Consider the following 21,983-nt stretch of genomic DNA (forward strand, 5'->3'; position numbering starts at 1 on the left):
ACGTGCGGGACACCGTGGGGCGGCCCACCGGGAACGATACGAGCCCCCACCGGGCTGAGGGACACCGGAAACCGGCTCGGGACCGGCGGGCGGCCGCGCGGGTGGTGCGACGGCGCGCGGCTGTTCGGCGGGGCGTGCAGGCGGCGGGTGCCGCGGTGTGTGCGGCACGGCCACGCGGGAGCTGGGTGGCCGGCCGTTGGGAAGCGGGCGGCGGGCCCACGGACCGAGAGTATGCGGAGGGCGGCGCGCGCAGGCGACGGGGGGCCGGTCAGTGGGTGGCTGAGTGGAAGGCGCGCGGGTGGTGGTCTGCCGGTCCGCGGGTGGCTCGGGCCCGTGGTCGATGGTGGCGGGCGTGTGGGGCCTAGGCGGACGGCTGCTGGGCGGAGGGCGCCTCCGCGCCGGGAGTACGGATCCGGCGGGCGCGAGGGTGGCCGGTGGCGCGGTTGCTCGGTGGCGGGCGCGTGGGCAGGAGGCGGCTGGCGCCTTGAGGCCGGTGGGTGACGGGTCGTCCGCGGGTCGGGTGGGCGGACACGGCGTGCGGTGGCCCGTGGGTGTCGGCCGGTCGGTGGGAGCTGGGCGGCGGGCGCGCGAGAGGTGGCCTGCCGGTTCCTGGGAGGCGGGCGGTGGGCCGCCCGCGGGGCGGGACGACGGGCGTGGTGGCCGCCCGGCCCGTGGGTGGTGGGCGTGTGTGGGGCGGCCGGCCCGTGGGTGGCGGGCGCGTGGGGGTGGTCAGGTTTCCGTGCGGTACATGAGGTCGGTTTCGTATGTGGTGAAGCCGAGGCGTTCGTAGACGGAGACCGCCGCCTTGTTGTCGGCGTCGACGTACAGCATCGCCGTCGGGAGGCCCTGTGCGGCCAGGTGGCGCAGGCCGATCAGGGTGAGGGCCTTGCCGAGGCCGCCGCCCTGGGCGCCGGGGCGGACGCCGAGGACGTACACCTCGCCGAGGCGTTCCTCCTGGTGCACCTTGGTCCAGTGGAAGCCGATCAGCCGGCCCTCGCGCTCGGCGAGGAAGAAGCCCCGCGGGTCGAACCACGACTGCGCCTCGCGGTCGTCGAGGTCGCGCTGGGTGAGGGAGCCCTGCTCGGGGTGGTGGGCGAACGCCTCCGCGTTCACCTCGAGCCATGCGGCGTCGTCCCGGCCGGGCACGAAGGGCCGTACCGTCACGCCCTCCGGCAGCGCCGGATCGGGCAGGTCGAGGTCTTTCAACGGCCGCCGCATCTGCCGCAGTTCGCGGAACAGGGTGAGCCCGAGGACCTGAGCCAGATGCCGGGCTGCGGACTGCCCCCCGTGCGCCCACACCCGCAGCCGCTTGCCGGAAGCGGCCAGCAGCGCGGCCCCGAGCGCCCGCCCGTGCCCGTGCCCGCGGTGCTCCGGATGGACGACCAGTTCGGCGGCGGGCGCCTCCACCGGATCGGTGTCCTCCAGCTGCGCGTAGCCGACGAGTTCGCCGTCGACGGCCAGCAGCAGATGGGACACGCCCTCGCGGGCCCCGCCCCGCAGCTGGAGCCGGCCCTGCTCGGACACCGCCTGCCGTCCGTCGGCGCGGGCAGCCGCCTCCAGCAGCCCGAGCACGGCTTCGGCCTGGTCCGGAGCGAGCTCGGCGAGGGTCTCCAGGGAGCGGGCGGTCGGTGCGGTGTCGTCGCTGGTCATGGATATGAGGGTACGGGGTTCCCCCGCGGCGTGACCGGGCCTTCCCGCGCCGGGCCTCAGCTGACGCCAGGCGTCTCCGGGGGCGGAACGGGCGCCCCCGGCAGCCGTACCGTCGCCACCGTGCCGCCGGCCTCGGCCGGGGTCAGGGTGACCTCGCCGCCCGCCCGTTGGACGGTGCGGGCGACGATGGACAGGCCGAGTCCCGAACCGGGCAGGGCACGGGCGCCCGGGGAGCGCCAGAAGCGGTCGAAGACGTGGGGGAGTTCGTCGGCGGGGATGCCGGGGCCGTGGTCGCGGACGGTGAGGACGCCCTGGTCCAGGACCACGTCGATCGTGCCGTCCCTGGGGCTGAACTTCACCGCGTTGTCCAGGATGTTGACGATCGCCCGCTCCAGCGCGGACGGCTCGGCCCGTACGTACCAGGGGTCCAGGTCCGCCGTTATGGTCAGCTCCGGGCCGCGCAGCCGGGCACGGCGCAGCGCCGCCTCCACGGTGTCCTGGAAGGCGACCACCTGGACGCGTTCGCCCTGCTGCCCGTCCGAACGCGACAGCTCCTGCAAGTCGCCGATCAGCGAGGCCAGTTCGGTCATCTGGGCCTTCACCGAGGCGAGCAGCGCCTTGCGGTCGGCCTCGGGGAGAGGGCGGCCCGTCTCCTCGCTGCGGGTGAGGAGTTCGATGTTCGTACGCAGTGAGGTCAGCGGGGTGCGCAGTTCGTGACCGGCGTCCGCGATCAGCTGCTGCTGAAGGTCCCGGGAACTGGCCAGGGACGAGGTCATGGAGTTGAAGGAGCGGGACAGACGGGCGATCTCGTCGTCGCTGTCGTCCTCCACCGGGATGCGGATCGTGAGGTCCTCGGTGCGCGCCACGTGCTCCACCGCCTCCGTGAGCTTGTCCACGGGGCGCAGCCCGGCGCGGGCGACGGCGAGGCCGGCGGCTCCGGCGCCGAAGACTCCCACGCCGGAGACGAAGAGGAGCAGCAGGGCCAGGTCGCTGAGGGTGTTCTCGGTGTCCTTCAGGGAGAGGCCGAGCATGAAGGCGATGCCCGGGTACGCCTCGGAGTTGGGGCCGGGGCCGGTGGGGACGGCGACGGTCATCACGCGGATGTTGTTGCCCTGGCTGTCCGTGGTGGTGTGGAAGGTGCGCTCGCGCACATCGGGGTTGGCGGCCACCCCCTTGTCCAGGGCCGTGACCTTGATGACGCCCGGCGACCGGGTGTCCACGCAGAACTTGCCCTGGGCCGTCACCAACTGCACGTAGAGGTACGAGCGCTGCATGTCGCCGGGCGAGTCGTCCGTCGTCTGCGTGCAGTTGGCGGCCATCGCGGAGGCCGTGGTGGCGGTCACCCGGCCGTAGCTCGCGAGCCGGCTGTCGACCTCGTCGTACAGCTTCCCCTGGACGATGAACCAGCAGGTGAGGGAGACCGCCGCCACCGCGAACGCCACCGCCGCCGCCACCAGCAGCGCCAGCCGGGAGCGGATCGGCAGCGCACGGAAACGGCGCAGCGCCTTCTTCACTCCGCGCCGCCCTGCCGCAGTACGTACCCGACCCCGCGGACCGTGTGCACGAGGCGGGGCTCGCCGCCGGCCTCGGTCTTGCGTCGCAGGTACATGACGTAGACGTCGAGGGAGTTCGACGAGGGTTCGAAGTCGAAGCCCCAGACCGCCTTGAGGATCTGTTCCCGGGTGAGCACCTGGCGCGGATGCGCCATGAACATCTCCAGCAGGGTGAACTCCGTCCGGGTCAGCTCCACCTGCCGGCCGCCGCGGGTGACCTCGCGGGTGGCGAGGTCCATGCGCAGGTCGGCGAAGGTCAGGGCCTCGTCCTCCTGGGCCGCGCCCGCCACGGCCGCCGCGTAGGTGCTGCGGCGCAGGAGCGCCCGGATGCGGGCGAACAGCTCGTCCAGCTCGAAGGGCTTGACCAGGTAGTCGTCCGCTCCGGCGTCCAGGCCGGTGACCCGGTCGCCGACCGTGTCGCGGGCGGTCAGCATCAGGATGGGGGTGGTGTCGCCGGCGCCCCGGATGCGCCGGGCGGCGGTCAGGCCGTCCATCCGCGGCATCTGGATGTCGAGGACGAACAGGTCCGGCTGGTACGAGGCCGCCTTGCCCAGCGCGTCCGCGCCGTCCACGGCGACCTCGGTCTCGTACCCCTCGAAGGCGAGGCTGCGCTGGAGTGCTTCGCGTACCGCCGGCTCGTCGTCGACGATCAGGATGCGCTGGGGATCACGGTCGCCATCGGCGGGACTCATCGGTCGTCGTTCCTCGGGTCGCTGGGGCCGCGGGGACCGGTCGGTCCCGGGCTGGACGCTCTCAGCCTCGCATGTTTCGGTGCTGCGGGGTGCGGCGTGCGGGTCGCGCGCCGCAGCTCAGGCCGCGATCGCGGTGATCCGGCGCAGCGGGACCTTGTGCCGGTGCGGGCGCTCGGCGGAGGTGCGCAGGCCCATCAGCTGGGGGACCACGGCGGCCTCGGGCACGCGGTTGGCCGGGCTGTGCGGTCCCTTCGTGATGGGGCGGGTCAGGCTGAGGCCGGCGGTGGCGGTCAGGTCGATGGTGTCCGTCGTCTCGTGCACAACGTGCTGGATCATGTCGTACTCCTTGTCGAACGGTGCCGGACGCTGTCCGGGCGCCTGCCGGTGCCGCGCCTCAGCTCTGGGAGCCGGAGCGCAGGGTGGCCAGGTCGGACTTGACGGTGTTGATGGGGATGGCGAAGCCGAGGCCGACGCTGCCGGCGCTGGACGAGTCCGACGCCTGCGTGGCCGAGTACATCGCCGAGTTGATGCCGACGATGTTGCCGCTCGCGTCGATCAGCGCGCCGCCGGAGTTGCCGGGGTTGAGGGACGCGTCGGTCTGTATCGCCTGGTAGGTGGTGGTGGAGGAGCCGGTGTCGCCGTTGAACTGGCGGCCGCCGAACTGGAAGGGCCAGCCGCCGCCGCCACCCTGCTGCCCCTGGTTCTCGTTGGTGGAGACCGTCACGTCCCGGTGCAGGGCGGAGACGATGCCGCTGGTGACGGTGCCGGTCAGGCCCTCCGGGGAGCCGATCGCGACGACCTGGTCGCCGACCGTCAGTCCGTCGGAGTCGCCGAGGACCGCCGCCTTGAGGCCGGAGGCGTCCCGCAGCTTGATCAGGGCGAGGTCCTTGGAGCTGTCGGTGCCCACGACCTGCGCGGTGTACGAGGTGCCGTCGCTGGTGCGCACCTTGATCGAGGAGGCGCCCGCGATGACGTGGTTGTTGGTGACGACCTCGCCGTCGCTGGTGACGACCACGCCGGAACCGGTGGACGTGCCGTTGTCGAGGGTGGCGTTGATCTCGACGACGCTCGGGGTGACCGCCTTGGCGATCGCGGCGATGCTGCCGCGCTGGCTGGAGGCCACCACATTGGTGGTGGTGCTGGAGGCGACCGTGTCCGTGCCGGTCAGCTCCTGGAAGGCGAACGCGGTGCCGCCGCCGACCACGGCCGAGGCGATCGCCACCGCGGCGAGCAGGGCGAGCGGTCCCCTGGCGCGCTTGCGCGACCCGGAGGCGTGCGAGGGTCCCGCCGGGACGGCCGGGAAGACGGCGGTGCCACCGCCGCCCGTGCCGCCCTGACCGCCGTGGGCGCCCGGGCCGGCCGCGAACGGCTGCGCCGGGATGTACGGCGGCGGGGGCGGCCACTCCGGATTCACCGGGGCGGAGGCCCGCTGCTGGTCCGCCGACTGCACGGAGTCGGCAGCCGGGGCCTGCCCGTCACCCTGGGGGTGTTCGTACTCGCCGCTGCGGCGGATGCTCTCGGTCATGACATTGAGAATGTCCCGGGATCATGAGAGCTTCCTGAGTCCCCGCTGAGAAGCCCGACAGAAGCTCGTATGCCCGATATAAGCAAGTTCCCCGGAAGGGTCTCCCGCGGTGGGAGAGTCTCGGGGGAGAGTCGAGGAATGAGGGGCTAGACGCAGCCGCAGGACGAGCGGACCACGAGCCGTGACGGGAACAGCTTCAGCCGCTCCCGGCGCGAGCCGGCGACCCGCAGCCCGTCGTCCAGCACCAGGTCCACGGCCGCGCGGGCCATCGCCGACCGGTCCGAGGCGACCGTCGTCAGCGGGGGGTCCGTCAGCGCCGCCTCCTTGATGTCGTCGAAACCGGCCACCGCCAGCTCGCCGGGGACGTCGATGCGCAGCTCGCGCGCCGCCCGCAGCAGGCCGATCGCCTGGTCGTCGGTGGAGCAGAAGATCGCCGGCGGACGGTTCGGACCCGAGAGGATCTCCAGGCCGATCCGGTAGGCGTCGTAGCGGTTGTACGGCGCCTCGAACAGGCGCCCCTCCGTCGGGACGCCGGCCTCCGCCATGGCGCGCCGCCAGCCCTCGACGTGGTCGGAGACGGGGTCGCCCACGGCGGGTGTCTCGGCGGTGCCGCCCACACAGGCGACGTAGTCGTAGCCGTGCTCCAGCAGGTGCCGTACGGCGAGCTGCGCGCCGCCGAGGTCGTCGGTGACCACGGCCACGTCGTCGATGGCCTCGGGCCGCTCGTGCAGCAGTACCACCCGGGCGTCCCAGGCGTCGATCTCGGCGGCGGCGAGGTCGTTCAGCGCGTGGCTGACCAGGATCAGGCCGGAGACGCGCATGCCGAGGAACGCCCGCAGGTAGTGGACCTCGCGCTCGGCGACGTAGTCGGAGTTGCCGACGAGGACCATCTTGCCGCGCTCGGCGGCTGCCCACTCGATCGCGTGCGCCATCTCCCCGAAGAAGGGCTGGCGGGCGTCCGGGACGATCAGGCCTATGAGGTCGGTGCGGCGCGAGGCCATGGCCTGGGCGACCCGGTCGGGCCGGTACCCCAGCTCCTTGATCGCGGCGAGGACCCGCTCGCGGGTGGCCGGGGCGACCGGCCGGGGTCCGTTGTTGATCACATAGCTGACGACGGCAGTCGACGTCCCCGCCAGCCGCGCCACGTCGTCCCGAGTCACCTTGGCCACGCGCGGAGTCTACGCGGATGGACACGCTCCCGGCAGGGCTTGCCGGAGCGTGGACGGGTATGGGACGCGCCCGGGGGAGCGCGCCTCACCTCTCCGCGCGGGCCCTCCCCGCCGCGCTGTCCTGATTCTCCGGATTTGGCTGGACGGCCCCGGCCTTCTTCTCGTCCGCGGCGTCCCCGGCGCGGTCGGTCTTCTCGGGAGTAACGAATCGGTAACCGACATTGCGGACCGTCCCGATCAGCGATTCGTGCTCGGGGCCGAACTTGGCCCGCAGCCGCCGTACGTGGACGTCGACGGTCCGGGTGCCGCCGAAGTAGTCGTAGCCCCAGACCTCCTGGAGCAGCTGGGCGCGGGTGAAGACGCGGCCCGGGTGCTGCGCGAGGTACTTCAGCAGCTCGAACTCCTTGAAGGTGAGGTCCAGCGTCCGGCCCTTGAGCCTGGCGCTGTAGGTCGCCTCGTCCACGGACAGGTCGCCGCTGCGGATCTCCATGGGGGAGTCGTCGTTGGCGATCTGCAGTCGGCCCATGGCCAGCCGGAGGCGGGCCTCCACCTCGGCGGGACCCGCGGTGTCCAGGAGCACGTCGTCGATGCCCCAGTCCGCGGTGACGGCCGCGAGGCCGCCCTCGGTCACCACGAGGATCAGCGGGCAGCCGAGACCGGTGGAGCGCAGCAGCCGGCACAGGCCGCGCACCTGCGGCAGGTCGCGCCGCCCGTCGACCAGGACGACGTCGGCGCTCGGGGTGTCCACGAGCGCGGGCCCCTCCGCCGGCGCCACCCGCACGTTGTGCAGCAGCAGGCCGAGGGCGGGGAGCACCTCGGCCGACGGTTGGAGGGCGTTGGTGAGCAGCAGCAAGGAACTCATCGCGCGCCTCCCGCAAGCTCTCGGCCGCGCCCGAGCAGGGGTGACCCCCATGCCAGGGCCGTCGTATGTGCGTGCACCGTTCGCTCGTCCATGGCGTCTGGTTCCTCCTCGGGTCCCTGCCCATTGCGCGATCAACGGGCCGTACACCTGCGGTTTCCCGCGCCGTATACAACGCTTCCGAAAGCACAAAAGGACCCGGGGGCTGCGCTGCCCGAGTCCTCTTCGCAGCAGAATAGCCGATATGAGGTCGGGATCGGCAGGTCGAGTGGTGCGTTCGACGGACGTTCCGGAGGGCGGGACGCCGCCGGGCACGGGCGCCGGGGGTGCGGTCAGGACGTTCCTGCGCACGGCGGACGGGGTGGCGCTCGACGCCGTGTACGAGCCGGGCGCGGCCGCGCGGGACGGCTCCGGCGGCGATCGCGGCGACGGCCCAGGCGACCTCGTGTTCGTGATCGCGCACGGCTTCACCGGCGACCTGGACCGGCCGCACGTGCGCCGGGTGGCGCGGGTCCTGGCCCGCTACGGCGCCGTGGTGACCTTCTCCTTTCGCGGCCACGGGGCCTCCGGCGGGCGCTCGACCGTCGGCGACCGCGAGGTGCTGGATCTGGCGGCGGCGGTGGCCTGGGCGCGCGGGTTCGGGCACGCGCGCGTGGCGACCGTCGGCTTCTCCATGGGCGGCTCGGTGGTGCTGCGGCACGCGGCCCTGCACGGCGGCCCGCGGGACGCCGCACCGGGCGAGGGGCGCGCCGACACGCGTACGGACACCGTGGTCTCCGTCAGCGCGCCCGCGCGCTGGTACTACCGGGGCACGGCCCCCATGCGCCGGCTGCACTGGCTGGTCACACGCCCCGAGGGTCGCCTGCTCGGCCGCTACGGGCTGCGTACCCGGATCCACCACCGCGACTGGGACCCCGTCCCGCTGCCGCCGTTCCAGGCGGCCTCGCGCATCGCTCCCGTCCCCCTGCTGATCGTGCACGGCGACCGGGACGGTTACTTCCCCCTCGACCACCCCCGGATGCTGGCCGCGGCCGCCGGTGACCACGGGGAACTGTGGCTGGAGCCCGGCATGGGCCACGCCGAGAACGCCGCCGCCGACGAACTCCTGCACCGCATCGCGCGCTGGACCCTCGCACAGGCGGGCTAGCCTGACCCTGTTCATAGACGAGTGATCGAGGGACGGGATGGCAAAGGTCACGGTGCGCTACTGGGCGGCGGCGAAGGCCGCTGCCGGGGTCGCCGAGGAGCCGTACGAGGCGGAGACGCTCGCCGAGGTGCTCGACGCGGTGCGCGGGCGGCACTCCGGTGAGCTGGACCGCGTTCTGCGGCGGTGCTCGTTCCTCATCGACGGTGACCCGGTGGGGACGCGCGCACATGAGACGGTACGGCTGATTGAGGGCGGCACGGTCGAGGTGCTCCCCCCGTTCGCAGGAGGGTGAGCGATGACCGACCGGCCGTATGAGGGGTCTCCCGGGTCTCCCTACGACAACCCCTACAGCGGGTACGACCCGTACGCGGGGCAGTACCCCCAGCAGCCCGCCGCGCAGCAGCCGTACCCGCCCGCCCAGCCGCAGGCGCCCGCCGCTCAGCAGGCCTACCCGCCCGCCCAGCCGCAGGCGTGGCCCGCGCAGCCGCAGGCGTACGAGGACCCGCAGGCCGCCGACCAGTACACGCAGCAGTGGCAGGGGCAGACCTGGGACACCCAGACGCACGCCCGGCCGCCGGCCGCCGCCGCGGAGACGGCGTACCTGCCTCCGGTGGGGCACCAGGAGCCGGTCGCGGCTCACGGGGTCCAGGGCGGCGGGGGCCACGGCGCGCAGGCGCCTTCCTACACACCGCAGCCGCAGCCGCACCCGCAGGCTCCGGCCTCGTCCGCCGCCGCGGAGACGGCCTACCTGCCCCCGGTGGGGCATCACACGCCGCAGCCGCAGGCGGCCGCCCCGGCCGCCGCCGCGACGGCGGCCGATCCCGAGGGGGACGGGCCCGCCTACGGTCGCGCGACCCTCGCCGGCAACACCCGGGTCACCGACGCGCAGCGGGCCCGCGCCGAGGGACGCTCGCCGATCATCGAGCCCGGGATGCAGCCGGCCGCGCTCACGGCGCTGCTGGGGCTGCTGCTGGCCGGCACGGCGGAGCTCGGTGTCTACGGGCTGCTCGTGCCGCTGGTCGCGCTCCAGGGCGTGACGGCCGCGGGCTGGTTCCGGCTGAACGGCATGTGGCCCGCCCGGCAGGGCATCGCCCTCGGCTTCGCGGGCGCGCTCGCCGCGGACGTGGCGGTGCTCGCCGCGGGCCGTGAGCACGCGCCCGGGGCGATCCTGGGCACGCTCGGGGTGTGGGTGCTCCTCACCCTCGTCCTCCAGCTGCGCTCCCACGCCGATCCGGACGAGCGCATGTACGGCCTGATGGCGACCGTCGCCGCGGCGGCGCTGGCGATCGTGGCCACCGGCTACCTCGCCGCCCCGCCGGACGCGGTCGCGGTCGGCGCGGCAGCGGTCGCGGTGGCCGTCCTGGCGCGGGCGCTGCCGCTGCCCACGGCGGCCTCGGTGGTCGTCGCGCTGCTCGCGGCGGCGGGCGCGGGCATCGCGGTCGGCGGCATGACGGACCTGGGCGCCAAGGGCGCGCTGCTCGGCGCGGGCGCCGCGGTGTGCGCGCTGATCGGGCACCGCGCGGCGAGCTACGACTATCCCTCGCGCTTCGTGCACTTCACGGCCGGTGTCGCCCTGCCGCTGTCGGCCGCGGCACCGGTGGTGTGGGTGCTTGGACGGGCGCTGGGATGACCGCGCCCCGGACCGGGCCCGCTGTCACAGCCGCTCAACAAACCCCCGGCCCGGTCCCGGGGGAGGTTTACGCTCGCGCGTGACGGCCATCCGGTTGTGGAGGACCGCTGAGGGGGGAACCGGTTGCGAGCGCTGAGAGTACTCCTGATCGTCGTCGTGGTCCTGGGTGTGCTGTTCGCGGTGGTCGACCGGGTCGCGGTGCACTTCGCGGAGGGGCAGGCGGCCGACAGGCTCAGGACCACGGAGAACCTGTCGAGCACCCCGGACGTGTCCATCGAGGGCTTCCCGTTCCTCACCCAGGTGGCCGGCGGCGAGCTGGACGACGTCCGGGTCGGCATCAAGGACTACGAGGCCGCGACGGGGAACGGCGGCCAGAAGATCCGTATCGCCGGCATCGAGGCCGACATGCGCGGCGTGAAGTTCTCCGGCGACTACAGCTCGGCCACCGCGGCCACCGCCACCGGCACCGCGACCATCGCCTACGAGGAGTTGCTGAAGGCCGCCAAGTCCGAGCCGACGCCGGTCCTTCCCGGCGTCACCGCCCGTGTGGTCGGCCTGTCCGACGGAGGCGACGGCAAGGTCAAGGTCGGCCTCGAGGTCGAGGCCCGGGCGCTGGGCATCAAGCAGACCTTCTCCGTGCTCAGTTCGGTCGCCGTGCGGGGCAAGAAGGTGGAGGTGAGCGCCGACGACCTGCCCGTGGTGGGCGGCCTGCGCCTCCCCGAGAGCCGGATCCGGGCGATCACCGACTTCCAGCAGGCGATCGAACGGCTGCCCGGCGAGGTACGGCTGGACTCGGTGCGGGCGGCGAAGGACGGCGTCGGGATCACGGTGAAGGGTTCGGACGTCAGGCTGGCCGGGTAGGCAGCATGCGGGGAACGGAGAGGGTGTCCGAGTAGCGAGACACCCCTGTCCGCACCGTAGATGCGGGGCGCGGCCGGGAACGGACACGGGCGCCCGGAGGGCGCGGGACGACGACCCGGACGGCCCTCCCTTCCCACATCCCGGACGATCGTGTCTCAGCATCCGACACGCCGGTGACATGTCCGCCTTTCCCTCCCTACGATCGACACCATGCAGCGACAGGCGGATCTCACGAAGCGGCGGGCAGTGGACCTGTGCCGTGTTGCCGCCATGCTCTGTCGCACTTCCTGAGCGGGAGCCCTCTCCCGTATCCCCGCCCCGCCACGACCCGGGGCCCCATCGCGCGCCGTGTACGCCGGCATCGAACGCGTACCCGCGCGCCCCTTCGCACTCGCACGCCCCGCCGTACCTGCCCCGGAGGAGATTGAGCATGAGCCGCAGCGACGTCCTGGTCGACGCCGACTGGGTCCAGGAGCACCTGGACGACCCGAGCATCGCCATCGTCGAGGTGGACGAGGACACGTCCGCGTACGACAAGAACCACATCAAGAACGCCGTCCGGATCGACTGGACCCAGGACCTCCAGGACCCGGTGCGGCGTGACTTCATCGACCAGGCCGGCTTCGAGAAGCTCCTGTCGGAGAAGGGCATCGCCAACGACCACACGGTGATCCTCTACGGCGGCAACAACAACTGGTTCGCCTCGTACGCCTACTGGTACTTCAAGCTGTACGGCCACGAGAACGTCAAGCTCCTCGACGGCGGCCGCAAGAAGTGGGAGCTGGACGCCCGCGAGCTGGTCGACGGCACCGACGTGCCGGAGCGTCCGAGGACCGCGTACCAGGCCAAGCCGCAGGACGCCTCCATCCGCGCCTTCCGCGACGAGGTCGTGGCCGCGATCGGCAAGCTGAACATCGTCGACGTCCGGTCGCCCGACGAGTTCTCCGGCAAGCTGCTCGCCCCGGCCCACCTGCCGCAGGAGCAGTCGCAGCGCCCCGGCCACGTGCCGACCTCCCGGAACATCCCGTGGTCCAAGAACGCCAACGACGACGGCACCTTCAAGTCGGACGAGGAGCTCAAGGCCCTCTACGAGGCCGAGCAGGTCGACCTGGCGAAGGACACCATCGCCCTGTGCCGCATCGGTGAGCGCTCCGCGCTGACGTGGTTCGTGCTGCACGAGCTGCTCGGCGTGCAGAACGTCAAGAACTACGACGGCTCCTGGACCGAGTACGGCTCCCTGGTGGGCGTGCCGATCGAGCTCGGCTCCGGCAAGTAAGCAAGACGGTTCAGACCGTTTCGACCTCATCGAACCTCTGGAGAAGCACATGTGTGGAGCGAAGGCCGGCGGCCCGGACGCCTCGACGATCAAGCCCGGTGAGACGACGATCCAGGGTCAGGTGACCCGCGACGGCGAGCCGGTGACGGGCTACGTCCGTCTGCTGGACTCGACCGGCGAGTTCACCGCGGAGGTCCCCACCTCCGCCACGGGCCAGTTCCGGTTCTACGCGGCCGAGGGCACCTGGACCGTCCGCGCCCTCGTCCCCGGCGCCAGCGCCGACCGCACGGTCGTCGCCCAGCAGGGCGGCCTCGCGGAGGTCGCGATCGCGGTCTGAGCGGTCTGCTCGGGCGGTCCGGGCACGGTACGGCCGAAGGGCCGCACCCCACGGGTTGGACACCCGGGGTGCGGCCCTTCCGGCGTTCCCGCCCCGGCACGCCGGGCCCCCGCGGACCTACCCTGGAAGCATGTACGCACGACGTCGGCATGTGTACTTCGCCATGATGGGGGTCTGCATCGGGCTGTTCGTCCTGGCGTGGGGTGTCGTGCGCATCTGGTCGGTTCCCGCGGCCGTCGGCATGTGCCTGGTCGCCATGGTGATCCCGCCGGTCGCCGCGATGGTCGCCAACCGGCGGGGGCCCGAGGACCGCTGGTGGGACGACCCGTCCGGCGACCCCAAGTCCGACGAGTGGTGGGACGAGCTGGACGGCAAGAAGCGGCGTTAGCTCCCTGCGGCGCTCCTCGGTCCGTTCAGTAGACGAGCGCCTGCGTCCCGTCCGCCAGTGCCTCCTGGACGAAGACCTGCGCGCCCGCGATCCGCACGCCCTCGATGACGTCCTTCTCCGTGATGTTCCGGCGGGCCGCGCACTGGGTGCACAGGGTGAGCCGGCCGCCCGCCAGGATCGCGTCCAGCAGATCCGGCAGCGGGGCCGCGTGCGGCAGCTCGAACTCGGCGGCCCGCCCCGGCAGCGCGAACCACGAGGACTCCCCGGTCAGCCACAAGGACACGTCGACTCCGCTGGCCACGGCCACGGAGGCGACGGTGAACGCCTGGGAGCAGCGCTCGGGCGCGTCGGTCCCGGCGGTCACCTTGATCACGAGCTTCTTCGCCATGTGAGGAAGGTTAGTGGGTCCGCGAGCAGAGTCCCCGCAGTGCCGTGGGGGTGCGGGAGCGGGTTCGGGTGTGAGCACCGGGGGGCGCCAACCTCCCCGTCGTCCTCGTCCGGGACGGCAAGGACGGGGCCCGTACCCCTCTCGTCCTCGCCGGCACGGCCTGGTCCGTGTTCGCCGGCTACATCAAGTCGTAATCAAGTTCCCGCACAACCACGGGCGTTACCCGTGAGTCTGCTGTGAGGTGCGGATACGGAATCCGCGCTTCACGTTCTGGGGGGACGTTTTGGAAGTACCCGACATACCTGATGCACCCCGCGCGCGGCGCCGCCGCGGCCGTACGGCCCTGCTGCTCGCCACCGCCGCCGTGCTCGGGCTCGTCGCCGGCACCTGCGCCGGCTGTCTGATCCAGGCCGACCGGAAGCCCACCGCCCTGCCCCCGCTCTCGCAGCCGGTGCTCGATCAGGCGAAGGGCGAGGGGCCGGAGCCGCTGTCCGCCGCTCAGGACCGCAAGGTGAAGACGGACGGCGACCTGCGCAAGCTGCTCGTCGCGCGGCCGAAGGGGGCGAAGAAGCCCGACTCCGAGCCCGGCAAGGACGGCTGGCTGAACATGGCCGAGTACGCGGACCAACTCGTGGACGAGGACAGGGAGTTCGCCAGCCTCGCGGAGGCGGAGTTCCGGCGCGCGGCGGGCATCGCCTGGACCGAGCACGGCACGGAGTCCGTCGAGGTGCGGCTCGTGCAGTACCACCAGGAGGAGAGCCTCGGCGCGTCCGACCGGGCCGGCAACTGGGACACCTTCGAAACCGACAGCTGGTCCGTCCCCGGCACCGGCGACGGCAGGGTCTACATCAGCACCGAGCCCGAGAGGGAGCCCGGTTATCTGCCGGTGTACAAGGCGCAGGCCACGGCCTGGCGCGGTGACATCGCCATGGAGATCTGGATCTACGACACGAAGCCGATCCCCAAGTCGAAGATCATGGATTTGGCCAAGCGGCAGATGGAGCGGCTGTGACCGAGAACCCTGGAACCGAGGAAGGGGCCGAAGAAGCGGTCGTCCTCGCCGAACCCGTGCCGGAAGCCCCCGCGAAGAAGAAGCCGGTGCGACGCGGCCGGGTCGCCGCCGTCGCCGCCTCCGTCCTGCTCGCCGTCGCCGTCGCGGGTGGCGCGGGCTACACGGTCGTGACCGTCCAGAACGCCGACCGTGACGCCGGCGCCCCCGTCTGGAAGTTCCCGAAGGCCGCGACGAGCGAGTCCGGGAAGACCAAGGGGGCCACCTCGCTCGCCACCATGCTCGTGCCGTTCGGCACCGATGGCTGGCGCCGGGGACCGGACATCGCCGGGTTCGGCTCCGACGCCGCCCTCAGCGGGGGCGAGGCCGCCGCCCTGCGCAAGGAGTCGGTGCGCGCCCTGCCCCGCTCCCAGCGGCGGCAGATCGAGAAGCAGATCGACAAGCAGCACACCAAGGGCATGGCGATGCGCAGCTACATCAGCACGGACGACGGCACCGTCACCGTGAGCGTCGAGCTCGTCCAGATCCAGGACAAGGCGGCGGTGCGGAACATGTCGGTGTTCCAGAACGAGTTCCTGGCAGCCCTCAAGATCTTCCGCAAGGGGCCGGCCGTCCAGGGACACAAGAACGCCAAGTGCTTCCTGCCGCCCAAGGAGCGGAAGAAGAAGCTCGACATGATGCTCTGCTCCGCCTACCGGGGCGACATCCTGGTCACCGCCACGGCGTACGGGGCCAAGCCACTGCACACCAAGGCGGTCGCCGGGCTGCTGCGCGAGCAGCTCGACCGCGTCGCCGAGCCGGGGGAGGCGGTATGACCGAGCAGACCGAGTCGGTGAACGGGACGGAACCGGTCGAGCCGACCGCGCAGGACACGCCCCAGGTGTCGTCCGCGCCGACGGCCGAGACACAGCCTGTGCCCGAGACACAGCCGACGCTCGAGACACAGCCTGTGCCCGAGACACAGCCGACGCTCGAGACACAGCCTGTCCCGGGGACGCAGCCTGTGTCCGAGGCGCCACCCCTGCCCGGCACACCGCCCCCACCCGTGGAACCGCAGACGTTCCAGGCGGCGCCCGAACCCCGGCCGAAGAAGGACCGCCGTGTCCTGCGTGCCGTCCTGCGCTGGACCGCCGCCGTCGTGGTCTTCGGGGCCGTCGGCGCGTCCGCCGCGTACGGCATCACCCGCATGGAGCGCACCGACGTACCGGGCCTCGCGACCGAGTCGGACGGGCGCTGGGACTATCCGAACCTCGTCAAGCCGCCGCTGCCGTCCGGCAGCCCCGGGCCGTTCGCCGAGGCCAACAAGTCCGGCACCCACTACGCGGACCTGCGCGAGCTGCTGCTGCCCGCCCCCGAGGGCGCCAGGGCCGACGCGGCGCTGCGCGGCAAGGACGGCTGGCTGCCGACGAAGACGTTCCTCGCGCAGTACGCCGACGAGACGGAACGCGGCACGATCGCACAGTTGCTGACCGACTACGGCCTGCGGCACATCGCCGCCCGCGGCTGGACCACGCCGGACGGCACCCGTACCCGGATCTACCTGCTCCAGTTCAATACCGCGGCCGTCGCGGACGAACTGTTCTCCGCGAAGCTGACGAACTACAGCTTGCCGTCCTACCGGGTGCGCGGCGCCGACGTGTCCGAGCGGGACGAGGACTTCCCGCCGAGCGCGGAGGTCGACGACGTCGAGAGCGCCCCCTACGTGGAGAGCAAGCCGTACGGCGCCGAGCAGGTCAGGCAGGCGTACCTCTCGGCCGGGGACACCATCGGCGTGATCGTCCAGTCCCGCAAGGGCACCGCCCCCGCCGTCCCCTTCCAGCAGACCGTGACCCTTCAGAGCCAGTTGCTCGGCTGACGCCCGTCGCGGAGCACCCGCAGGGAGGCCGGGGCCCCGGCCGACTAAGCTGGGGTCCGGCCCCGTGTACGTACCGCACCTGCTCAACCGAGGAGCACCCCGTGGAGATCTTCTTCGAAACCCTGCTGGTCCTGGTCTGCGTCGGCGTTCTCGCCTTCGCCTACCTGACCGTGAAGAAGCTGTACCAGGGCCAGCGCTGACGACGACATCCAGGAACAGCTGCTCATGATCGAGATTCCGTCCGACCTCCACAAGGACCTGGTTCCCCTCGTCTTCCTGCTCGGCGACTGGGCCGGAGCCGGTGTGCACGACTTCCCGGGCGCCGAGAAGTGCAACTTCGGCCAGGAGCTCAGCTTCACCCACGACGGCCGGGACTTCCTCGAGTACCACTCCCGTACCTGGGTGCTGGACAACGACGGCAACAAGGTGAAGCCGCTGGAGACCGAGTCCGGCTTCTGGCGGATCGACGCCGACCGCAAGGTCGAGGTCACGATGACCCGCGACGACGGCGTCATCGAGATCTGGTACGGCGAGCTGGCCCACAAGAAACCGCAGATCGAGCTGGTCACCGACGCGGTAGCCCGCACCGCCGCATCCCGCCCCTACACCGGCGGCAAGCGGCTGTACGGCTACGTCAAGAGCGACCTGATGTGGGTCGGCGAGAAGCAGACCCCCGAGGTCGAGCTGCGCCCGTACATGTCCGCCCACCTGAAGAAGGTCGTCACCCCCGAGCAGGTCGAACGCTGGGCCAAGGCCCTCCCGGACGACCTCCCGGACGACGGCATCGCCTTCTTCAAGTGAGCCCGGACGGGCCACGGCCTCAGGGCCTCTCGTTTGGATCATGCCGGGCTCGCGGGCCCCGGCACCGCTTCCTGATCCGGCGTGATCCAAACGAAAGACCCTAGACTTGAGGTGTGGTGAGCACCGACTGGAAGAGTGATCTGCGGCAGCGTGGCTACCGGCTGACCCCGCAGCGGCAACTCGTGCTCGAAGCCGTCGACAGCCTGGAGCACGCGACACCCGACGCCATCCTCGGCGAGGTGCGGAAGACCGCGTCGGGGGTGAACATCTCCACGGTGTACCGGACCCTGGAGCTCCTGGAGGAGCTCGGGCTGGTCAGCCACGCCCATCTGGGGCACGGCGCGCCGACGTACCACCTGGCGGACCGGCACCACCACATCCACCTGGTCTGCCGGGACTGCACCAACGTCATCGAGGCGGACCTGTCGGTGGCGGCCGAGTTCACCGCGAAGCTGCGGGAGCAGTTCGGCTTCGACACGGACATGAAGCACTTCGCGATCTTCGGGCGGTGCGCGGACTGCGCGCGCAAGGGCGCGACGGCTTCGGGCGCCTCGGCCGGCGGGAGTCCAAGTACCGAGTCGTAGGCTTGTGTTCATGAAGAGCCCCCTGTTGTCCCTGCCCGGCGCCGTCCAGGCCGAGGGCGTGGACGAAGGCGTCGCCGCCCATTACGGCGACCTGTTCCGCGAGCAGCGCGCCCTCGCGGACGGCACCGGATTCGTCGACCTCTCGCACCGCGGTGTCGTCACCGTCTCCGGCGAGGACCGGCTGAGCTGGCTGCACCTGCTGCTCACCCAGCACGTCAGCGAGCTGCCGGCCGGCCAGGCCACCGAGGCGCTGATCCTGTCCGCGCACGGCCACATCGAGCACGCGCTCTACCTGGTCGACGACGGCGAGACGGTCTGGGCCCATGTGGAGCCCGGCACCCAGGAGGCGCTGATCGCCTACCTGGAGTCGATGAAGTTCTTCTACCGGGTCGAGGTCGCCGACCGGACCGCCGACTTCGCCGTCGTGCACCTGCCGGCCGGTTCGATCGCCGACACGCCCGAAGGGGCCGTCGTGCGGGAGACCGCCTACGGCCGCGACCTCTTCCTGCCCCGCGCGGACCTGGAGTCCTACGCGGACCAGGCCGGCCCGCCGGCCGGGATCCTCGCCCACGAGGCCCTGCGCGTGGAGCAGCACCGGCCCCGGCTCGGCTTCGAGACCGACCACCGCACCATCCCGCACGAGCTGGGCTGGATCGGCACGGCGGTGCACCTCCAGAAGGGCTGCTACCGCGGTCAGGAGACCGTGGCCCGGGTGCAGAACCTGGGCAAGCCGCCGCGCCGCCTGGTCTTCCTGCACCTCGACGGCAGCGAGGTCCACCTGCCGGTGCACGGCACCGGGATCCACCTCGCCGACGAGGGCCCGGACGGCCGCAAGATCGGCTTCATCACCACGTCCGTACGGCACTACGAGCTCGGACCCGTCGCGCTCGCCCTGGTCAAGCGGAACGTGCCGGTGGACGCACGGCTGATGGCGGGCGAGACGGCGGCGGCGCAGGAAGTGGTCGTGGAACCGTAGCCTCCCCGGGGCCCACCACTCCGGCAGGCCCCGGGCTCACATCTCCAGCAGGACGGTGAACGGGCCGTCGTTCGTCAGCGACACCCGCATCCGCGCGCCGAACCGGCCCGTCGCGACCGTCGCGCCCAGGGAGCGCAGCTGCGCGACCACCTCGTCCACCAGCGGCTCCGCGACCTCGCCGGGTGCGGCCGCGTTCCAGGTGGGGCGGCGGCCCTTGCGGGCGTCGCCGTACAGCGTGAACTGGCTGACGACCAGCAGCGGGGCGCCGGTGTCGCTGCACGACCTCTCGTCGTGCAGCATGCGGATCGACCAGAGCTTGCGGGCCAGCTGCGCCGCCTTCTCCTTGGTGTCCTCGTGGGTGACCCCGACGAGGACGCACAGCCCCTCGCCCTCGATGGCCCCCACCGTCTCGCCGTCCACGACGACGCTCGCGCCGTCCACCCTCTGCACCACTGCTCGCATGCCGACCATGATGCCTCTCGGCCGTCCGGGTGCCGTGAGGGGTCCATATCGTGCTTCTTTCAGCTCCGTAACCCCCCATCCGGGGCCGATCGGGCGCACTCGGTCACATCCCGGCCACTGAGGGTGGCACGATGCTGTCGTACGCGCCGGTCGAGGGGACGGTTGAGGCGCCATGAGCACATCGAGTACCGAGCGGGAGCCCGTGGCGGCCTCGCCCATCCTCGAGGATGTCACCGAGGCCCACCGGCCGCCCGTGCAGCGCACCGACAGCCCCGGGCCGCCCGCGGTGGACCCCGAGCCCAGCTCGTCGAACACGGGGTACGCCCGGCATCCCGACCTGACCGTGCTGAGCCTTCCGGAGCTGCGCGCCCTGCGCCGGCAGGCACAGCGGGACGAGGCCGACCTGAGCTACGTGCGGCGGCTGCTCCAGGGGCGGATCGACATCCTGCGCGCGGAGCTGGCCCGGCGCGGGCCGGAGTCCGTCCTGGGCGCCGGGCAGGTGCCCGCGCCCGAGCAGGGGTCCGTCGTCGAGCGGCTCGCGGAGATCCTCAAGGACGCGCCCGCCCGGCAGCGCTCCTCCGCCCGGCATGTGACGCTCGGGACGCCGCACGGCGAGGAGTACCGGCGGCTGGCCGCCCAGATGCTCGCCGAGGTCGAACTGTCGGACCTCGGGGCGCGTACGGACCGGGAGCTGGGCGCGGCGATGGGGCGGCTCGAGCGGTACGAGCAGCAGGTGTCCGGGCGGCGGCAGCAGTTGCAGCGCACGGCCGACGGATGCGGCACGGAGATCGCCCGCAGGTACCGTGAAGGGGAAGCGCAGGTCGACGACCTGCTCATCTGACGCGACGCCCGCGCAGACCCCGGGACCGGCGCGGGGAGGGGGTTCCCCTCGTCCCCGCCCGTTCCACCGTCTTCGCCTGTCGCCCGGAGGGCCACCGCCGACGTCCGCGTCCACAGTCCCCTCCGCCGTGCCCCCTCCGCCCCGGCGTCCGCGTCCGGCGCGTCGGGGACGCGGTGCCGCCCGTGCTCGCCGGGGTGGGCCCGCTCGGGATTCGTGGAGGGGCGGCACCGCGGCAGCCCGGTGGTGCCGGCCGCGGACGGTTCGGTGGAGTGCGCGCTGGGGGACGTGAGCGCGCCGGTCTTCCCACGCTCGTCGGACAAGCCGACGCGCGCGGCGGGGGGCCGGGACGAGATCGGGATGGCGGGGCCGGGAAAGCGCCGCGACACCCCGCCCCCGGCCCCCTACTGTCACCCCATGACTGCCGCCAGCCCCGACATCGACGTACGTCCCATCACCGATGCCGAGATCCCCGACTGGGTCCGCGCCCTGAACACCGGCTTCCTGCGTCCCCCCGGCGTCTCCGACACCGAGATCGCCGACCGGCGGACGTACATCGAGCCGTCCCGCACCCTCGGCGCCTTCGACGCGGGCCGGTGCGTGGCGACGTTCCGGTCCTTCCCGCAGGAGCTCACGGCCGTGGGCGGCGCGACCGTTCCCGCCGACGCCATATCCAACGTGACCGTCACCGCCACCCACCGCCGCCGCGGCCTGCTGACCCGGATGATGGCCCAGGACCTGTCCGCCGCGAAGGAGCGCGGTGACGTCGTGGCGACCCTGATCGCCGCCGAGTACCCGATCTACGGCCGTTACGGCTTCGGGCCGGCCACCTGGGTGACCGAGTGGACGATCGACGTGCCCCGGGCCGGACTCGACCCGCGCCGGGCGGGTCCGGAGGACGGCGGCCGGGTCGACCTCGTGGACGCCGACGACGTGCGCAAGCTCGGCCCGGAGCTGCACGAGCGGCTGCGCCGCGCCCAGCCCGGCGCGATCGACCGTCCCGAGCGCTGGTGGCAGGTCACCACCGGCGCACTGCGCCCGGAGGGCCGTCCCTGGACCGAGCCCTTCCACGCCGTCTACCGCGCGGCGGACGGCACGGTCGAGGGGCTGGCGGTGTACCACTGCGACGAGACCTGGTCGAACGCCAAGCAGCCGCTGAACACGGCCACGGTGAAGAACCTGATCGCGGTGACCCCGGCCGCCGAGCGCGCGCTGTGGCTCCACCTGTGCTCGATCGACTGGATCACGAAGGTCAGGAGCGGCTGGCGGGCCCCCGACGACCTGCTCCCGCACTTCCTGCCGGACCCGCGCGCCGCCACCCCCACCACGCACGCGGATTGGCTGTGGGTGCGGATCCTCGACGTCGTACGGGCCCTGGAGGCGCGGACGTACGAGGGCACGGGGACGCTGGTGCTGGAGGTCCTGGACCGGGCCGGAATGGCCGGCGGGCGCTGGAGGCTGGAGGCGTCGCCCGCCGGAGGGATCTGCACGCCGACGACCGGGAGCGCCGATCTGACGCTGGACGTGGCTCAGTTGGCGACCCTGTGGCTCGGCGACGAGTCGGCGGTGCGGCTCGCCGCGCTGGGACGGGTCCGGGAAGAACGAGCGGGCGCCGCCCGAGGGGCGGACGCCCTGCTGCGTACGTCCAGGCGGCCTTGGTGCCCGGACATGTTCTGAGCGCTCCTTCCTGCCGGTGGCGGGTGACAGGTATGACGCATCCGTAGCCTGCTGTTCGGTTGTGGCTGTACGAGACGTTCTTCAGTTGTGGCTGTGCGGTGTGTTCGGTTGTGGCTGTGCCGACCGTGCCGGCGGTGCGCCGGCTGTTCAGTTGTGGCTGTGCCGTGCGGCGCCGGACAGCCGGCTGCCGCTCCCCGTTGGCGCTCCGACCGACCGGGCTCCCGGCTCCCCTCCGGAAGGGAGCACGGTCGGTTCTCCAACCGTCACCCTGGTGGCCAACACTTGGAAAGTTTGGCCATGTCGCTC

The 21,983-nt window shown here is 72.4% G+C and carries 25 protein-coding genes and 1 pseudogene; 17 read left to right on the forward strand and 9 right to left on the reverse strand.

All coding sequences use genetic code 11. The features are described 5' to 3' along the window. Window positions 1–729: 729 nt before the first annotated feature. From mshD to ACWC91_RS12020, 7 genes are all read right to left on the reverse strand, one after another. Window positions 730–1,650 (reverse strand): mycothiol synthase, encoded by a 921-nt coding sequence (gene mshD / locus ACWC91_RS11990; protein ID WP_450642868.1) that lies wholly within the window; start codon window positions 1,648–1,650, stop codon window positions 730–732. Window positions 1,651–1,706: 56 nt separating this feature from the next. Then, window positions 1,707–3,164, reverse strand: coding sequence for a HAMP domain-containing sensor histidine kinase (locus tag ACWC91_RS11995; RefSeq protein WP_225074499.1), 1,458 nt, complete (start codon window positions 3,162–3,164; stop codon window positions 1,707–1,709). Continuing rightward, on the reverse strand, window positions 3,161–3,895 hold the full coding sequence (locus tag ACWC91_RS12000) for a response regulator transcription factor (protein WP_225074500.1): 735 nt from the start codon (window positions 3,893–3,895) through the stop codon (window positions 3,161–3,163). Before ACWC91_RS12000 ends, ACWC91_RS11995 begins: the two co-directional genes overlap by 4 nt. A 117-nt stretch (window positions 3,896–4,012) precedes the next feature. After that, window positions 4,013–4,231: a hypothetical protein gene (locus tag ACWC91_RS12005; protein ID WP_225074501.1), complete on the reverse strand. Its 219-nt coding sequence runs from the start codon at window positions 4,229–4,231 to the stop codon at window positions 4,013–4,015. A gap of 58 nt (window positions 4,232–4,289) precedes the next feature. Continuing rightward, entirely contained in the window at window positions 4,290–5,420 is a 1,131-nt protein-coding gene (locus tag ACWC91_RS12010; protein ID WP_225074502.1) for a S1C family serine protease, read from the reverse strand. Between the two features lie 146 nt (window positions 5,421–5,566). After that, window positions 5,567–6,589: a LacI family DNA-binding transcriptional regulator gene (locus ACWC91_RS12015; protein ID WP_225074503.1), complete on the reverse strand. Its 1,023-nt coding sequence runs from the start codon at window positions 6,587–6,589 to the stop codon at window positions 5,567–5,569. 85 nt (window positions 6,590–6,674) lie between these two features. Further along, complete coding sequence (locus ACWC91_RS12020; RefSeq protein WP_225074504.1) at window positions 6,675–7,451, reverse strand: winged helix-turn-helix transcriptional regulator; 777 nt, start codon at window positions 7,449–7,451, stop codon at window positions 6,675–6,677. Between the two features lie 241 nt (window positions 7,452–7,692). On the opposite strand from ACWC91_RS12020, the gene ACWC91_RS12025 reads away from it, so the two are divergent. The 8 genes from ACWC91_RS12025 (at window position 7,693) to ACWC91_RS12060 (ending at window position 13,087) form a co-directional block, all read left to right on the forward strand. Beyond that, window positions 7,693–8,595 carry an alpha/beta hydrolase gene (locus ACWC91_RS12025; RefSeq protein WP_450642865.1) on the forward strand — a complete coding sequence of 301 codons (903 nt, stop codon included), beginning with the start codon at window positions 7,693–7,695 and terminating at the stop codon, window positions 8,593–8,595. A gap of 37 nt (window positions 8,596–8,632) precedes the next feature. After that, window positions 8,633–8,887, forward strand: a complete 255-nt coding sequence (locus ACWC91_RS12030) for a MoaD/ThiS family protein (protein WP_141360053.1) — start codon at window positions 8,633–8,635, stop codon at window positions 8,885–8,887. Window positions 8,888–8,890: 3 nt separating this feature from the next. Further along, window positions 8,891–10,225 (forward strand): hypothetical protein, encoded by a 1,335-nt coding sequence (locus ACWC91_RS12035; protein WP_376502553.1) that lies wholly within the window; start codon window positions 8,891–8,893, stop codon window positions 10,223–10,225. A gap of 123 nt (window positions 10,226–10,348) precedes the next feature. After that, the gene (locus ACWC91_RS12040; protein WP_450642863.1) at window positions 10,349–11,086 is read left to right on the forward strand and encodes an LmeA family phospholipid-binding protein; all 738 of its coding nucleotides are present in this window, start codon (window positions 10,349–10,351) and stop codon (window positions 11,084–11,086) included. Window positions 11,087–11,296: 210 nt separating this feature from the next. Then, window positions 11,297–11,377: a putative leader peptide gene (locus ACWC91_RS12045; protein ID WP_355139345.1), complete on the forward strand. Its 81-nt coding sequence runs from the start codon at window positions 11,297–11,299 to the stop codon at window positions 11,375–11,377. 139 nt (window positions 11,378–11,516) lie between these two features. After that, complete coding sequence (locus ACWC91_RS12050; protein ID WP_450642862.1) at window positions 11,517–12,362, forward strand: sulfurtransferase; 846 nt, start codon at window positions 11,517–11,519, stop codon at window positions 12,360–12,362. 49 nt (window positions 12,363–12,411) lie between these two features. After that, window positions 12,412–12,699 carry a DUF1416 domain-containing protein gene (locus tag ACWC91_RS12055; RefSeq protein ID WP_100569102.1) on the forward strand — a complete coding sequence of 96 codons (288 nt, stop codon included), beginning with the start codon at window positions 12,412–12,414 and terminating at the stop codon, window positions 12,697–12,699. Window positions 12,700–12,829: 130 nt separating this feature from the next. Next, on the forward strand, window positions 12,830–13,087 hold the full coding sequence (locus tag ACWC91_RS12060; RefSeq protein WP_225074509.1) for a DUF3099 domain-containing protein: 258 nt from the start codon (window positions 12,830–12,832) through the stop codon (window positions 13,085–13,087). Between the two features lie 25 nt (window positions 13,088–13,112). On the opposite strand, the gene ACWC91_RS12065 is transcribed toward ACWC91_RS12060, so the two are convergent. Next, window positions 13,113–13,475, reverse strand: a complete 363-nt coding sequence (locus ACWC91_RS12065; protein WP_225074510.1) for a DsrE family protein — start codon at window positions 13,473–13,475, stop codon at window positions 13,113–13,115. 283 nt (window positions 13,476–13,758) lie between these two features. On the opposite strand from ACWC91_RS12065, the gene ACWC91_RS12070 reads away from it, so the two are divergent. The 6 genes from ACWC91_RS12070 (at window position 13,759) to ygfZ (ending at window position 18,700) form a co-directional block, all read left to right on the forward strand. Then, entirely contained in the window at window positions 13,759–14,487 is a 729-nt protein-coding gene (locus ACWC91_RS12070; protein WP_225074511.1) for a hypothetical protein, read from the forward strand. Next, the gene (locus ACWC91_RS12075; RefSeq protein WP_450642860.1) at window positions 14,484–15,299 is read left to right on the forward strand and encodes a hypothetical protein; all 816 of its coding nucleotides are present in this window, start codon (window positions 14,484–14,486) and stop codon (window positions 15,297–15,299) included. Before ACWC91_RS12070 ends, ACWC91_RS12075 begins: the two co-directional genes overlap by 4 nt. Next, on the forward strand, window positions 15,296–16,339 hold the full coding sequence (locus tag ACWC91_RS12080) for a hypothetical protein (RefSeq protein WP_450642858.1): 1,044 nt from the start codon (window positions 15,296–15,298) through the stop codon (window positions 16,337–16,339). The genes ACWC91_RS12075 and ACWC91_RS12080 overlap by 4 nt, the downstream gene beginning before the upstream one ends. Window positions 16,340–16,564: 225 nt before the next feature. Then, complete coding sequence (locus ACWC91_RS12085) at window positions 16,565–17,140, forward strand: FABP family protein (protein ID WP_225074514.1); 576 nt, start codon at window positions 16,565–16,567, stop codon at window positions 17,138–17,140. A gap of 113 nt (window positions 17,141–17,253) precedes the next feature. Next, window positions 17,254–17,724 carry a Fur family transcriptional regulator gene (locus ACWC91_RS12090; RefSeq protein ID WP_225074515.1) on the forward strand — a complete coding sequence of 157 codons (471 nt, stop codon included), beginning with the start codon at window positions 17,254–17,256 and terminating at the stop codon, window positions 17,722–17,724. A 10-nt stretch (window positions 17,725–17,734) separates the two neighbouring features. After that, window positions 17,735–18,700: a CAF17-like 4Fe-4S cluster assembly/insertion protein YgfZ gene (gene ygfZ, locus ACWC91_RS12095; protein WP_225074516.1), complete on the forward strand. Its 966-nt coding sequence runs from the start codon at window positions 17,735–17,737 to the stop codon at window positions 18,698–18,700. A gap of 36 nt (window positions 18,701–18,736) precedes the next feature. On the opposite strand, the gene dtd is transcribed toward ygfZ, so the two are convergent. Beyond that, a complete protein-coding gene (gene dtd, locus ACWC91_RS12100; RefSeq protein ID WP_225074517.1) occupies window positions 18,737–19,162 on the reverse strand; it encodes a D-aminoacyl-tRNA deacylase in 426 nt (141 codons plus the stop codon). A 172-nt stretch (window positions 19,163–19,334) separates the two neighbouring features. On the opposite strand from dtd, the gene ACWC91_RS12105 reads away from it, so the two are divergent. From ACWC91_RS12105 to ACWC91_RS12115, 3 genes and pseudogenes are all read left to right on the forward strand, one after another. Then, on the forward strand, window positions 19,335–20,003 hold the full coding sequence (locus tag ACWC91_RS12105) for an RsiG family protein (protein ID WP_450642855.1): 669 nt from the start codon (window positions 19,335–19,337) through the stop codon (window positions 20,001–20,003). Between the two features lie 210 nt (window positions 20,004–20,213). Beyond that, window positions 20,214–20,327, forward strand: a pseudogene (locus ACWC91_RS12110) (asparaginase); the annotation flags it as partial. 90 nt (window positions 20,328–20,417) lie between these two features. Further along, window positions 20,418–21,677: a GNAT family N-acetyltransferase gene (locus ACWC91_RS12115; RefSeq protein ID WP_450642853.1), complete on the forward strand. Its 1,260-nt coding sequence runs from the start codon at window positions 20,418–20,420 to the stop codon at window positions 21,675–21,677. Window positions 21,678–21,983: the final 306 nt, after the last annotated feature.

This window comes from Streptomyces sp. NPDC001204, from assembly GCF_053598035.1.

Bases quoted from the DNA above. Each gene is read 5' to 3' on its own strand.
- ACWC91_RS12080 (WP_450642858.1), top strand. From the start codon at position 15,296: ATGACCGAGCAGACCGAGTCGGTGAACGGGACGGAACCGGTCGAGCCG.
- ACWC91_RS12060 (WP_225074509.1), top strand. From the start codon at position 12,830: ATGTACGCACGACGTCGGCATGTGTACTTCGCCATGATGGGGGTCTGC.
- ACWC91_RS12045 (WP_355139345.1), top strand. From the start codon at position 11,297: ATGCAGCGACAGGCGGATCTCACGAAGCGGCGGGCAGTGGACCTGTGC.
- ACWC91_RS12020 (WP_225074504.1), bottom strand. From the start codon at position 7,451: ATGAGTTCCTTGCTGCTGCTCACCAACGCCCTCCAACCGTCGGCCGAG.
- ACWC91_RS12030 (WP_141360053.1), top strand. From the start codon at position 8,633: ATGGCAAAGGTCACGGTGCGCTACTGGGCGGCGGCGAAGGCCGCTGCC.
- ACWC91_RS12055 (WP_100569102.1), top strand. From the start codon at position 12,412: ATGTGTGGAGCGAAGGCCGGCGGCCCGGACGCCTCGACGATCAAGCCC.
- ACWC91_RS12085 (WP_225074514.1), top strand. From the start codon at position 16,565: ATGATCGAGATTCCGTCCGACCTCCACAAGGACCTGGTTCCCCTCGTC.
- mshD (WP_450642868.1), bottom strand. From the start codon at position 1,650: ATGACCAGCGACGACACCGCACCGACCGCCCGCTCCCTGGAGACCCTC.
- ACWC91_RS12025 (WP_450642865.1), top strand. From the start codon at position 7,693: ATGAGGTCGGGATCGGCAGGTCGAGTGGTGCGTTCGACGGACGTTCCG.
- ACWC91_RS12065 (WP_225074510.1), bottom strand. From the start codon at position 13,475: ATGGCGAAGAAGCTCGTGATCAAGGTGACCGCCGGGACCGACGCGCCC.
- ygfZ (WP_225074516.1), top strand. From the start codon at position 17,735: ATGAAGAGCCCCCTGTTGTCCCTGCCCGGCGCCGTCCAGGCCGAGGGC.
- ACWC91_RS12000 (WP_225074500.1), bottom strand. From the start codon at position 3,895: ATGAGTCCCGCCGATGGCGACCGTGATCCCCAGCGCATCCTGATCGTC.
- ACWC91_RS12115 (WP_450642853.1), top strand. From the start codon at position 20,418: ATGACTGCCGCCAGCCCCGACATCGACGTACGTCCCATCACCGATGCC.
- dtd (WP_225074517.1), bottom strand. From the start codon at position 19,162: ATGCGAGCAGTGGTGCAGAGGGTGGACGGCGCGAGCGTCGTCGTGGAC.
- ACWC91_RS12010 (WP_225074502.1), bottom strand. From the start codon at position 5,420: ATGACCGAGAGCATCCGCCGCAGCGGCGAGTACGAACACCCCCAGGGT.
- ACWC91_RS12105 (WP_450642855.1), top strand. From the start codon at position 19,335: ATGAGCACATCGAGTACCGAGCGGGAGCCCGTGGCGGCCTCGCCCATC.
- ACWC91_RS12050 (WP_450642862.1), top strand. From the start codon at position 11,517: ATGAGCCGCAGCGACGTCCTGGTCGACGCCGACTGGGTCCAGGAGCAC.
- ACWC91_RS12005 (WP_225074501.1), bottom strand. From the start codon at position 4,231: ATGATCCAGCACGTTGTGCACGAGACGACGGACACCATCGACCTGACC.
- ACWC91_RS12035 (WP_376502553.1), top strand. From the start codon at position 8,891: ATGACCGACCGGCCGTATGAGGGGTCTCCCGGGTCTCCCTACGACAAC.